This is a genomic window from Pararoseomonas sp. SCSIO 73927 (assembly GCF_037040815.1).
Lineage (GTDB): Bacteria > Pseudomonadota > Alphaproteobacteria > Acetobacterales > Acetobacteraceae > Roseomonas.
On the sequence record NZ_CP146232.1, the window covers coordinates 2314079 to 2326251 of the forward strand.

Here is a 12173-nt window from a genome sequence, read left to right on the forward strand (position 1 = left end):
TTCATGAGTTGGAAGTCCCAGCGGGAGCGGGGCGGGGCGGCGCTGGCGCTGATGGCCTGGATCGCGCGGCACGCCGGCTGGCACCTCTCCTACGCGCTGCTCTTCCCCGTGACGTCCTACTTCCTCCTCACCGCGCCCGCGCGGCAGAAGGAAGCGGTGCGGCGGTTCCAGCGGCGGGCGCTGGGGCGGGAACCGGGCTGGCGCGACCTCTGGCGCCCCTACTTCGCCTTCGCCGCTACGATGCTGGACCGGGTCTACCTGCTGCGCAGGGACACCCGAAACTTCGAGATCACCACCACCGGCCTGGACCTGCTGGACGCGCGCATCGCGGAGGGGCGGGGCTGCGTGCTGCTGGGCGCCCATCTCGGCAGCTTCGGCGCCATGCGGGCGCTCGCGGACGGGTGCCATGGCCGGGGGGGCTGCCCCGTGGAGGTGATGGCCTTCATGTACGAGGACAACGCGGCGCGCGCGAACGCCGTCTTCTCCGCCCTTTCGGCCGAAAAGGCAGAGCTCGTCGTGCCGCTCGGCCGCCCGGACTCCATGCTGCGCGCGAAGGAGTGCCTGGAGCGCGGCGGACTCGTCGGCATCCTGGCGGATCGCCGCCCCGCGGTGGGGGAGGACCGGGTGATGCCCGTGCCCTTCCTCGGCGCCCCCGCCCCCATGCCGGCCGGCCCGCACATCCTGGCCGCCGTGCTCGGCGCCCCCGTCATGCTCGCCTTCGGCATCTGGAAGGGCCCGCGCCGCTACGAGATCCGCTTCGAGCCCTTCGCCGACCGCCTGGTGCTGGACCGCCGCAACCGGGAGAGGGACCTGCGCACCAGCGCCGCCCGCTACGCCGCCGCGCTGGAGCGCGTGGCCCGGGACCATCCCGGCAACTGGTTCAACTTCTACGACTTCTGGGAGGAGATGTCCGAACCAGCCCCGCCCGCGCCCCGTCTCCTCCGCCGCGCCGCCCTCGTCCTGCCCCTCCTCGCCGCCCCTGCCTTGGCCTCCCCTGCCCTGGCCGCGGAAGGCGGGCTGGAAGCCGTGATGGCCGCCCTGGCCGCGGTGCGGAGGACGGAGGCCGATTTTGAGGAGCGGAAAGAGATCGCCGGGCTGGCCGACACCCTGCCGAGCCGCGGCACCCTCCTCTGGCAGGCCCCGTCCACCCTGGAGAAGCGGGTGGTGGAACCCTTCGCCGAGCGCGTGACCGTCTCCGGCGACCGCGTGGTCTATGAGCGCCAGGGGCGGGAACGCCAGGAGGTGGACCTGAACGGGGCGCCGGAGGTGCGCGCCCTGGTGGAAGCCATCCGCTCCACCCTCGCCGGCGACCTGCCCACCCTGCGCCGCTTCTGGAAGCTGGAGTTCGAGGGCAGCCCGGCGGACTGGACCATCCGCCTCTCGCCCCTCTCCCCCAGGGTGGCGGCGGTCGTCCAGCGCGTGGCTATCCGGGGCAGCGGCGGCACCATCTCGCGGTTCGAGACGGTGGGGAACGAATCCTCGGTGATGGAGGTCAGGACGCGGCGGTGATGCCGCGGCCGGTCCTGGACTGACAGGATGTCCCGGGGAGAGGAAGAAGGAATTCTTCCTCTCCCCGGACCCCTCTCCATCATCTTCTTCTGAATTTTGGTTCTACCCGGCTGACAGTGCGCCTCGGGTTCATGACCCGAGGCGATGGCGAGAGCAGGGATAAGCCCTTCACCCAGCCATCCCGCGTCAGGACGGGTGGCGGCAGCCGGATCGCGATGCAGGGGCCTCGGCCCACTGACTCGGGACAGATGCTTCGCATTTGCTCGGGGATTGCAGGCGGCGGCGCCCCCTTGCGAACCGCCTCACGGACCCGGCCCGCTTCTCTCGGCGGGCCCCGGCCAGACCAGGGCGGGCAGACGGGCGACGGGAATGCGGGCCACGGCGAGGCCCTGGCGCTCGAGGGTGAGGGGGACCTCGATCTGGGGCGGCTCGCCTTCCGCGGGCGGGCGGGCGAGGGCGGTGACGACGCGCCGGGCCAGTGCGGCGTTGCGGGGGGTGACGAGGCCGGCGGCGGCGAGGGCGTCCAGCACGGCCTCCGCCCCGGTCAGCTTCAGGGTGCCGGCACCCATGGGCTGGAGAGTGTCGTCGAGGGCGATGGTGGCGGTAGCCCCGGCGGTGGCGGGGCCGAGGCGGAGCTGGAGATTGCGCAGTTCGAGGGTGCCGCCGGCGTCGCGCCAGGTGGCGGCGCGGTTGGTGGGGTTGCGGCCGCCGGGAAGCGGGCCGGTCAGGGCGGCGTCGATCCGCACGTCCTGGAGCGTCCGGCCGAGGGGGGTGGCGGTGGGGAGGGCGATGTTCGCCGCCTCGCCTTCCAGGCTGATGGCGGGCTCGCCCTCGATGGCGGTCGTGCGGCTGTCGAGGCTGAGGCGGGCGCTGCCGATGTCGAGGCCACCGGCGGCGGTGCCGATGCGGAGGCGGCCGGCCTCGAAGGTGCCGCCGCGGGGGAGGACGTTGGCCTGGAGGGGAACTCTCGCGGTCAGGCGGTCGGCGGCGAAGGGGATTTCCGTGGTGCCGAGGCGGAGGCGCTGGGGGCCGCCGGCGGCGATGCGCAACTCCCCCGGGCGGTGCATGGCGACGCGGAGGGTGACGACGGGGGCGGTCCAGTCGATGCCGCCGGGGAGGGTGGCCGCGGCGCCGGCGAGGCGGAACTCGCGCAGGCGCAGCGTGGCGGAGAAGGGCCAGCCGCCGCGGACAGGGGGCGCGTGGTCCACCCGCCAGCCGCTGGCGCGGCGGGCGCCGGCCCAGGCGTCGTAGCCGGCCTGCAGGCGGCCGGCCATGGCGTGCCAGAGGAGGGAGTGGGCCACCGCCAGCAGTACGAGGAACAGGGCGCCGCCGAGGAGGAGCCGGCGCGGGCGTAGCCAGGGGCGGCCCGGGGACCTGGGGCCCGGGCTGGCCTCGGATGGGGAAGGGGAAGTGCGGGTGTCGCTCACGGGCGGGCATATGGGACCGGGCGGGGGGCTTGCCCAGCCCGCCGCGCGGGGTGGCCCTGGGGTGGCCCTGGGGTGGATCGGGGACGGGATCCCCCTATCTTGCATGGCCAGGACCATGACCGACGCCCCGCCAGACCTCACTGTCCTCGACCCCGGCGCCCTCGACCCCGCTTCCCTGGATCCCGCGCCGATGCTGGACCCGGACGGTTCGCTCTACGTGTTCGGCTACGGATCCCTGATCTGGAAGCCGGGCTTCACCTTCGATTCGGCCCATCCGGCCCTGCTGCGCGGGTTCCACCGGCGCTTCTGCATCTGGTCCCGCAGCTACCGGGGCACGCCGGAGATGCCGGGGCTGGTTCTCGGGCTGGACCGGGGCGGGTCCTGCCGGGGGGTGGCGTTCCGCGTAGCGGCGCCGCGGGCGGCGGAGGTGCTCGCCTATCTGAACGAGCGGGAGATGTCGGGGGACGTGTACCACCGGCGGCTGCTGCCCGTGCGGCTGCTGGACGGGGCCAAGGGTGGGGGTGGGGGTGGGGGCGGGGGTGGGGTGCGGCGGGCGGTGGCCTTCGTGGCGGACCGCCGGGCGGGATCCTACTGCGGGGCGCTGGAGCCGGATGCGGCGGCGGCGGCCATCGCGCGGGGGCACGGGGTGATGGGGCCGAACAGGGACTACCTGCTCAACACGGTGGCGCATTTGCGCGAGATGGGGGTGCGGGACGCGGGGCTGGACCGGATCGCGGCGTTGCTGGAGCCGGCGGGGTAGCTCTCGGGGGCGTTGCCCCCGGGCAGGCGCGAGGCTTGGCGATGGAGGGCGGGCCTGGCTAGGTGCGTTCCGGGGATGGGAGCACCTGCGCCAGCACGCCGCCGCCGATCACGAGCACGGCACCGAACAGGCCCAGGGGCGTCGGCGTGGCATGCAGGACGAGGGCGTCGAGCGCCATGGCCCAGAGGAGTCCGGAGAACTGCCACGGTGCCAGGCGCGACGCCTCGCCCCGGTGCAGCGCCGCCGCGATGCTCCCCAGTGCGGCCGTCTGGACGGCGGTCACCACCACGATCAGCCCGGCGGATACGGGGCTGACGGGGCGCCAATCGGCGGCGACCGGCACGGCCAGCAGGACAACCCCGACCAGGGCGACTTGCATGATCGTGTCGAGCGTGGTGGCGACCTCGCGGAGGCGCCGGATGACGATCTGATAGGCGGCGTAGGTGAGCGCGCCCGCGAAGGCCGCCGCGATGCCGGCTAGGCTCGCCTCCCCGCCCGGCCTGACGATCAGCAGCATGCCGGCGAAGCCGATGGAGGTCCCGAGCCAGCGGCCCAGCGAGACCCGTTCGCGCAGGAACAGCCCGCCGAGGAGCGCGAGCAGCAGCGGTGCGGTGAAGCCGAGGGCCGATGCGGCGGTGACGGACAGGAGCGTGTAGGCGAGCACCGCGAGCGCGTTCGAGACGACGAGCGCGACTGCCGCCGCCCGCTGCTGCCACGCGCTCTCGGGCCGCAGCAGGCGCCGCCACGTCATTCGGCTCCCCGGCCAGGCGGTCGCGGCCAGGACGACCACAAGGATCACGACGCAGCGGAGGAAGGTGACCTGCAGCGGGCTCAGGCCGTGGTCCGTGACGAGGTTCCTGGAGAGCGCATAGCCCAGGACGTAGAGGAGCCCCGAGAGGACCGTGAGCCCGATGGCGGCCGAGGCCATCGAGCCCTGGCGGATTTCCGTGCCCGTCCTCACCGCCCTGGGGCCACTCTCTCGGGATTAGCTCAGCGCTTCGCCTCGATGGCGTCCCAGATGGCCTTCTCCAGGTGGACGCCGTCGAAGCGGGCAACCTCCTGCAGGCCGGTGGGGGAGGTGACGTTGATCTCCGTCAGGTAGCCGCCGATCACGTCGATGCCGACGAAGATCATGCCGCGGGCCTTCAGCTCCGGCCCGATGGCGGCGCAGATCTCGCGCTCGCGGTCCGTCAGTGTCGTCTGCACGGCCACCCCGCCGACATGCATGTTGGAGCGGGCCTCGCCCTCCGCGGGGACGCGGTTGATGGCGCCCATGGGCTCGCCGTCCACGAGGATGATGCGCTTGTCGCCCTGGCGCACGGCGGGGACGTATTTCTGGATCACCAGGGGCTCGCGGGAGCGCTCCGTGAACATCTCGATGAGGGAGTTCAGGTTGGAATCGTCGGGCCGGAGGTGGAAGACGCCCGCGCCGCCATTGCCGAAGAGCGGTTTCACGATGATGTCCCCGTGCCTCTCGCGGAAGCGCATGATCCTCGTGCGGTCCGCGGTGACGAGGGTTTCCGGCATGAGGTCCGGGAAGTGGGTGACGAAGAGCTTCTCCGGGGCGTTGCGGACGCTGGCCGGGTCGTTCACCACGAGCGTCTTCGGGTGGATGTGCTCCAGGATGTGGGTGGCGGTGATGTAGGCCATGTCGAAGGGCGGGTCCTGACGCATGAGGACCACGTCCGCGTCGCGGCCGAGGTCCAGCTCCACGCGCTCGCCGAAGGTGTAGTGGTTCCCCTTCACGCGCCGGACCTCGACGGGGTGGGCCCAGGCGGTGACGCGGCCGCCATGCAGGGCCAGGTCGCGCACGTGGTAGTGCCAGAGGGCGTGGCCGCGGGCCTGGGCCTCCAGCATCAGGGCGAAGGTGCTGTCGCCCTCGATCCCGATGCCTTCCATCGGGTCCATCTGCACCGCTACCCGCAGGGTCTTCGCCATGGGTGTCCGTCCGTGATCTTCGTGGGGGGATCGTCGTGGGAAATCGTCTTCGGCGGTGTTGGTGGCATTCCCTGGCGCGGTACGCCAGGGGGCGAAGGGCGGGACAGGCCTTGAGGGGCTTTCCCGCCCTCCCGGTCCTTCGGAGTCAGAGGCGGCCCTCGGCCAGCAGCTCGCGGGTGCGCTTCAGGGTGGAGAGCAGGGCGGCCCGGTAGCCCTTGTCGCTGTCGAACTGCGCCTGCTCCGCCCGTTCCTCGGGGCCGTCCGGCTCGCGGCCGCGCAGGCCGAGGAGGCAGTAGAAGCGGAGCTGGAGAGCGCCGGAGTCGTCCTCGTAGAGCTCGTTGACGATGGCGCCCTCACGCGGGCCGGTGGCCTGGAAGAAGGTGACCTTGCTCTCCGGCTCGAAGGCGATGATCTCGCGCAGCCCGGCGCCGGCGATCGTGGCCTCGCGGACGATGTGGGTCGCGCTCTCCTCCACCACGTCGCAGCGGGTGCAGAGGCCGGGGGGCAGGAAGAGGCGGGCGTCGCGGGCCTTGAGGACGAGGCCGGCCCAGGCCTGGGCGCGGGTCAGCGGGGTCTCGCCTTCCGGGTTCACCGGGACGGTCGCGGTCGAGTAGATCATGGCGGCGGTTCCTGTCTCGGGGGTGCGGGGTTGCGGGGTGTCAGGCCGCAGCTTCGGCGGCAAAGTCGCGGTAGGAGCGGAGGGGGCGGCCGAGCAGCGCGGTCAGGCGCTCGACGTCGCCGGGCTCGGGGATCATCCCGTCCGTGAGGAAGCGCTCGCTCATCAGGCGCATGTCGTAGGCCATCCAGGGCGGCATGAAGGCCTGGAGGTTCCGCTCGAGGCCGGCGGTGTCGTCGCCGCCATAGGCGACGGGGCGTTGCAGCACCCCCGACCAGATGGCGGCGACGTCCGCGCCGGTCAGGGTCTGCGGGCCGACGACGTTGATCGTGCTGGAAGGCAGGGGCGCGGCGGCGCGGTCGCGGCGCAGCAGCTCGATCGCGGCGATCTCGGCGATGTCGCGCGCATCGGCCATGGTAAGGCCCTTGTCGCCGAGAGGCATGGGGTAGACGCCGTGGTTCAGCACGACGTCGCGCACCATGAGGTCGTTGTGCATGAAGTAGGCGGGGCGGAGGATCGTGGCGGAGAAGCCCATCCGCCCGATCATCCGCTCCACGCCGAACTTGCCGGCGAAGTGGGGCACGTTCACGTAGACATCGCTGTGGATGACGGAGAGGTAGACGATCCGCTCCACCCCGGCCTCGCGGGCGAGGTTGAGGGCGACGAGGGCCTGGGTGAATTCGTCGGGCACCACCGCGTTCAGCAGGAAGAGGGTGGAGGCATCCTCGAGAGCGCGGCGGAGGGAGCCGATGTCGAGCAGGTCGCCCTTCGCGACCTCGACGCCCGCGGGGAGGTTCGCCTTCGCGGGATCGCGGACGAGGGCGCGGATGTCGGCGCCGCGGGCGGCGAGTTGGGTGACGACATGGCGGCCGATGCTGCCGGTGGCGCCGGTGACGAGGATGGTCATAGGGATCACTCCGGGTTGGTGCCTGGAAAGGCTGGTGCCTGGAAAGGCTGGTGTATGGGACGCCCCGAAGATGATCGGTCCACACTTGGCCCGGGAGACGGTATGTTGGGACAGACCGTCCCGCTGGTGGAACACATGGACCTTCTCGCCCTCGCTGACTTCAACCTGGTGGCCGGGCACGGCGGGTTCGGGCGGGCGGCGCGCGCCAGCGGGCGGCCGAAAGCGACGCTGTCCCGGCGGGTGGGGGAGCTGGAGGCGGCGCTCGGGCTGCGGCTGTTCGAGCGCGGGGCACGGGCGCTGCGGCTGACGCAGGAGGGGCGGGCGCTGCACGAGCGGGCGGGGGCGCTGCTGACGGAGCTGGAGGAGACGGCGGCGGCGATCGCCTCGGGCGGGGACCGGCCGCGGGGGAGGCTGCGGATCAGCGCGCCGCTGCTCTTCTCCCAGACGGCGATGGGAGGTCTGGCGGCGGGGTTCGCGCTGCGGTTCCCGGAGGTGCGGCTGGAGGTCACGACGGAGGACCGGGCCGTGGACATGGTGGAGGAGGGGTTCGACCTGGTGATCCGGGTGAACCCGGATCGGGATGAGAGCCTGGTCGGGCGGGCCTTCCTGCGGGATCGGCTGGTGGTGGTGGCGACCCCCGGGCTGGCGAGGCCTGCGGGGGAGGCGGCGGTTCCGGCGGTGGTGCGCGGGGCGGGGGAGGGGGCCGGGGTCTGGGAGGTGGTAGGGGCGAAGGGACGGTCGGGGATCGCGGTGGATCCGGTGCTGCGGCTGTCCTCGCTCGTCATGGTGCGGGACGCGGTGCGGGCGGGGGTGGGGGCCGCGCGGCTGCCGGTCTCGCTCGTCGGCCGCGACCTGGCCGCGGGAAGGCTGGTGCACTGGGGCGACGTAGACGGGCCGGAGATTGCGCTCTGGGCGCTGTACCCCTCGCGGCGGCTGCTGAGCGCGCGCGTCTCCGCCTTTCTGGATTTCCTGAAGGAGGCTTTCCCCACGGGGGCGCCGGAGGAGCTGGCGGCCTATGTCGGGGGGTAGGGCGGGCGCCCTCTGCCCCCGGCGGCGGGGCTGGGCTATGGCCGGGGGATGCAGGCGCTTCGCACCCTGACCGGACACAGCCGTCTGGCCGGTCTTCTCGGCCATCCAGTGTCCCATTCCCGCTCCCCGCGTCTGCACGGCTTCTGGCTGGAGCGGCACGGGATCGACGGGGCCTACGTGCCCTTGCCCGTGGAACCCGACCGGTTCGGCGCCGCTGTCCGAGCCCTGGCCTCGCTGGGGTTCCGGGGCGCCAACGTGACCATCCCCCACAAGGAAGCGGCCCTGGCGGCCTGCGACGTGGTGGAGGAGGAGGCGCGGCGGATCGGGGCGGTGAACACGCTGGTGTTCCGCGACGACGGCCGGGTCGAGGGCTGGAACACGGACGGTTGGGGGTTCCTGCAGAGCCTTTGGGAGGGGGCGCCGGGCTTCACCCTGGGTTCGGGGCCGGCGGTGGTGCTGGGGGCCGGGGGCGGGGCGCGGGCGGTGGCGCACGCGCTGCTGGGGGCGGGGTGTCCGCGGCTGACCCTGGTGAACCGCGGCACGGCGCGGGCGGAGGCGCTGGCGGCGGAGCTGGCGGGGCACGGGGCGCGGGTCGCGGTGGCGGCGGCGCCGCCCCTGAAGGGTGCGGCGCTGCTGGTGAACACGACGAGCCTGGGAATGCAGGGGCAGCCGGCGCTGGAGATCGACCTCTCGCCGCTGCCGGCGGGGGCGGTGGTGGCGGACATCGTCTACGTGCCGCTGGAGACACCCCTTCTGGCGGCGGCGCGGGCGCGGGGCCTGGCGGCGGTGGACGGGCTGGGGATGCTGCTGCACCAGGGGCGGCGGGGATTCGAGGCCTGGTTTGGGGTGATGCCGGAGGTGACGCAGGAGCTGCGGGACTTCGTGGCGGCGGACATCCCGAGGAGGCCGGCATGAAGGCCGCTCCATGAAAGTCTGGGGGCTGACGGGCGGCATCGGGATGGGCAAGTCCACCGCCTCCACGACGTTCCGCCGCCTTCGCGTGCCGGTCTTCGACGCGGACGCGGCCGTGCACCGGCTGCAGGGGCCGGGCGGGGCCGCGGTGCGGCCGATCGAGGCGGCCTTTCCCGGCACCACGCGGGAGACGCCGCGCGGGCGCGCCGTGGACCGCGAGGCGCTGCGGCGGGCCGTGCTGGGGCAGGACGCGGCGATGAACCGGCTGGAGCGGATCGTGCACCCCCTGGTCCGGCGTGAGGAGCGGCGGTTCCTGGCGGCGGCGCGGCGCCGGGGCGCGCGGCTGGCGGTGCTGGACGTGCCGCTGCTGTTCGAGACGGGCGGGGAGCGGCGGGTGGACCGGGTGGTGGTGGTGACCGCACCGGCCGCCATCCAGCGCGCGCGGGTGCTGCGGCGGAAGGGGATGAGCGGGGAGCGGCTGGCCGCCATCCTGGCGCGGCAGGTGCCCGATGCGCTGCGACGGCGGCGGGCGGACCACCTGGTGCATACCGGGCTGTCGCGGCACCACGCGCAGCGGGCGGTGCGGCGGCTGGTGCTGGCGGAGGGCTGAGGGACTCCGGCAGGTCCCGCATCCGCCGCGGCACTGGATGCGCCCGTTCCGCTGCCGCTAACCTGCGGCGCGTGATCTGAGACGCGTGATCTGAGACGGGCACCGGGGTCGGGGCGCCCCGGCAAGGGAGGGCCCGCATGAAGATCGCCGTCATCGGCAACGGCATCCTCGGCAGCTGCTGCGCGGCTTGGCTGCAGCGCGACGGGCATGGGGTGGTCTTCGTCGATCCGCTCGGGCCGGCGGAGGCAACCTCCTTCGGCAATGCCGGCTCCCTCTCGCCCTCCGCCTGCCTGCCCGTGGGAATGCCGGGAATGTGGAAGAAGGTGCCGGGCTGGCTGCTGGACCCGCTCGGCCCGCTCTCCGTCCGCTGGCGCTACGCGCCGGTGGCGGCGCCCTGGCTGCTGCGCTTCCTGCGGGCGAGCGGGCCGGCGGAGGTGGTCCGCATCGCCACCGCGCTGCGCGGCCTGCTGGCGCCGATCTTCGAGTGCTACGAGCCGCTGTTGCAGCGCGCCGGCGGCACCGGGCTGATGCGCCGCAGCGGCTGCCTCTACGTCTACTCCTCCGCATCAGTGGCGCGGCAGTGGCAATGGGGGATGGACCTCCGCCGCTCCCTCGGCGTCGCGCTGCGCGAGGTGGGGGAGGAGGAGCTGGCGGCGCTGGAGCCGGACCTGCGGGGCCGCTTCCGCTTCGGCCTGCTGGCGGCGGAGAACGGCTCCGCCACCGATCCCGCGGCGCTGACCCGCGCCATCTTCGACCGCTGCGTGACGGATGGCGCCGAGGTCGTGCGCGCCCGCGCCACGGGCTTCCGCCGGAACGGGACGGAGGTGGCGGCGGTACTGCTGGAGGGCGGGCGGGAGGTGGCCTGCGACGGGGTGGTGCTGGCGGGCGGCGCCTGGTCCGCGCGGCTGGCGCGGCAGCTCGGCCCCTCCATCCCGCTGGAGACGCAGCGCGGCTACCACGTCACCGTCGCCAGCAACAACCTCGGGCTGCGGCACACCGTGATGGCGGTGGAGCACAACATGATGGTGAACCCGATGAGCATGGGGCTGCGCCTGGCGGGATCGGTGGAGTTCGCCGGGCTGAAGGCGCCCGCGAACCTCGCGCGGGCGGATGTGCTGCTGGCGCGGGGAAGGGAGATGTTCCCGCACCTCGACACCTCCCGCACCACCTCCTGGATGGGGCACCGGCCCTGCCTGCCGGACAGCCTGCCGGTGATCGGCCCCGCCCCGCGCGCGGGCAATGCCTGGTTCGCCTTCGGCCACGGCCATGTCGGCATGTGCGGGGCAGCGAGCACGGGGCGGGAGGTGGCGAACCTCGTCGCGGGGCGCGCGCCGGAGATCGACCTCGCGCCCTTCTCGCCTCTTCGCTTCGGCTGAGGGAATCGGCGTGCTTCCGGCCCGCTTCCTGCAACGATCGGCGCGCAACCCCTTCGGAGCGATGCCCGCATGAGTCTCTCCTTCGGCCGCCGCGCCCTCGGCCTCGGCGCGATCGGCCTGGCCCTGCCGGCGGTCTCCCGCGCCCAGGGTCCTGTTCCCGGTCCCGTCCCGGCCCCTGGCTGGCCCGGCCGTCCCGTCCGGCTCGTCGTGCCCTTCCCGCCCGGCGGCAGCACGGACGCGCTGGCGCGGCGCCTGGCGGAGCGGATGACGGCCTCCCTCGGGCAGCCCGTGCTGGTGGAGAACCGGCCGGGGGCGGGCGGCACGACGGGCGCCGACCTCGTCTCCAAATCCGCGCCGGACGGCACCACCCTCCTCATGGGCGTCACGGGCAGCAACGCGATCGCGGGTACCCTTTTCCCCAACCTGCCCTACGATCCCGTGGCGGGCTTCGCGCCCATCTCCCGCGTGGTCTCCGCGCCCCTGGTCGTGGCGGTGAACCCGGAGACCGGGCTGCGGGACCTGGCCGGCTACATCGCGGAGGCGCGGGTGAATCCGGGCGCGATCACCTACGCCACGCCGGGCAACGGCACCTCCATGCACCTCACCGGCGTCATGTTCGGCCTCGCCGCCGGGGTGGAGCTGACCCATGTGCCCTATCGCGGCACCGCCCAGGCAACGACGGACCTGATCGCCGGGCGCGTGCGGTCCAGCTTCGGCGACCTTCTCATCCTGCTGCCGCAGATCCGCGCGGGCGCGGTGCGCGCGCTCGCCGTGACAGGCGCGGCGCGCCACCCGCTGCTGCCGGACGTGCCGACGGTGGCGGAGGCCGCGCTGCCGGGCTTCGAGGCGGAGTCCTGGCAGGGCGTCTTCGCGCCGCCGGGGACACCGCCGGCGATCCTGGCGCGGTTGCACGCGGAGGTGGCGCGCGCCATGGAGGCGCCGGAGATCCGCGACTCCTTTGCCGGGCAGGGCTTCCGCGTGGAGGCGACCACCCCCGAAAGCTTCGCGGCCTTCGTGCGCGCGGAGGTCGGGAAGTGGGGCCAGGTGGTGCGCGAGGGCAGGGTCAGGCTCGACTGAACGGGCCGGGAA

12 protein-coding genes are annotated in these 12173 nt (G+C 73.7%); 7 read left to right on the forward strand and 5 right to left on the reverse strand.

What is annotated here, in order from left to right:
* Positions 1-3: 3 nt before the first annotated feature.
* Positions 4-1509 (forward strand): LolA-related protein, encoded by a 1506-nt coding sequence (locus VQH23_RS10950; protein ID WP_338665674.1) that lies wholly within the window; start codon positions 4-6, stop codon positions 1507-1509.
* Positions 1510-1811: 302 nt separating this feature from the next.
* On the opposite strand, the gene VQH23_RS10955 is transcribed toward VQH23_RS10950, so the two are convergent.
* The gene (locus tag VQH23_RS10955) at positions 1812-2936 is read right to left on the reverse strand and encodes a DUF2125 domain-containing protein (RefSeq protein WP_338665675.1); all 1125 of its coding nucleotides are present in this window, start codon (positions 2934-2936) and stop codon (positions 1812-1814) included.
* A 115-nt stretch (positions 2937-3051) separates the two neighbouring features.
* Here VQH23_RS10955 and VQH23_RS10960 point away from each other — a divergent pair, with 115 nt between their 5' ends.
* Entirely contained in the window at positions 3052-3696 is a 645-nt protein-coding gene (locus VQH23_RS10960; protein WP_338665676.1) for a gamma-glutamylcyclotransferase, read from the forward strand.
* A gap of 58 nt (positions 3697-3754) precedes the next feature.
* Here the strand turns inward: VQH23_RS10960 and VQH23_RS10965 are convergent, their stop codons facing one another.
* From VQH23_RS10965 to VQH23_RS10980, 4 genes are all read right to left on the reverse strand, one after another.
* A complete protein-coding gene (locus VQH23_RS10965) occupies positions 3755-4624 on the reverse strand; it encodes a DMT family transporter (protein ID WP_338665677.1) in 870 nt (289 codons plus the stop codon).
* Between the two features lie 62 nt (positions 4625-4686).
* A complete protein-coding gene (gene gshB, locus VQH23_RS10970; RefSeq protein WP_338665678.1) occupies positions 4687-5634 on the reverse strand; it encodes a glutathione synthase in 948 nt (315 codons plus the stop codon).
* Positions 5635-5779: 145 nt separating this feature from the next.
* Complete coding sequence (locus VQH23_RS10975; protein ID WP_338665679.1) at positions 5780-6253, reverse strand: SRPBCC family protein; 474 nt, start codon at positions 6251-6253, stop codon at positions 5780-5782.
* Between the two features lie 40 nt (positions 6254-6293).
* The gene (locus VQH23_RS10980; protein WP_338665680.1) at positions 6294-7157 is read right to left on the reverse strand and encodes an NmrA/HSCARG family protein; all 864 of its coding nucleotides are present in this window, start codon (positions 7155-7157) and stop codon (positions 6294-6296) included.
* Between the two features lie 105 nt (positions 7158-7262).
* Here VQH23_RS10980 and VQH23_RS10985 point away from each other — a divergent pair, with 105 nt between their 5' ends.
* The 5 genes from VQH23_RS10985 to VQH23_RS11005 all read left to right on the forward strand — a co-directional run bounded on the left by VQH23_RS10985 (position 7263) and on the right by VQH23_RS11005 (position 12161).
* Positions 7263-8186 (forward strand): LysR family transcriptional regulator, encoded by a 924-nt coding sequence (locus VQH23_RS10985; protein WP_338665681.1) that lies wholly within the window; start codon positions 7263-7265, stop codon positions 8184-8186.
* A gap of 48 nt (positions 8187-8234) precedes the next feature.
* Entirely contained in the window at positions 8235-9101 is an 867-nt protein-coding gene (locus VQH23_RS10990; protein ID WP_338665682.1) for a shikimate dehydrogenase, read from the forward strand.
* Between the two features lie 10 nt (positions 9102-9111).
* A complete protein-coding gene (coaE, locus tag VQH23_RS10995; RefSeq protein WP_338665683.1) occupies positions 9112-9708 on the forward strand; it encodes a dephospho-CoA kinase in 597 nt (198 codons plus the stop codon).
* A 137-nt stretch (positions 9709-9845) separates the two neighbouring features.
* Positions 9846-11084, forward strand: a complete 1239-nt coding sequence (locus VQH23_RS11000; RefSeq protein WP_338665684.1) for an FAD-dependent oxidoreductase — start codon at positions 9846-9848, stop codon at positions 11082-11084.
* Positions 11085-11153: 69 nt separating this feature from the next.
* Entirely contained in the window at positions 11154-12161 is a 1008-nt protein-coding gene (locus VQH23_RS11005; protein WP_338665685.1) for a tripartite tricarboxylate transporter substrate binding protein, read from the forward strand.
* Positions 12162-12173 lie beyond the last annotated feature (12 nt).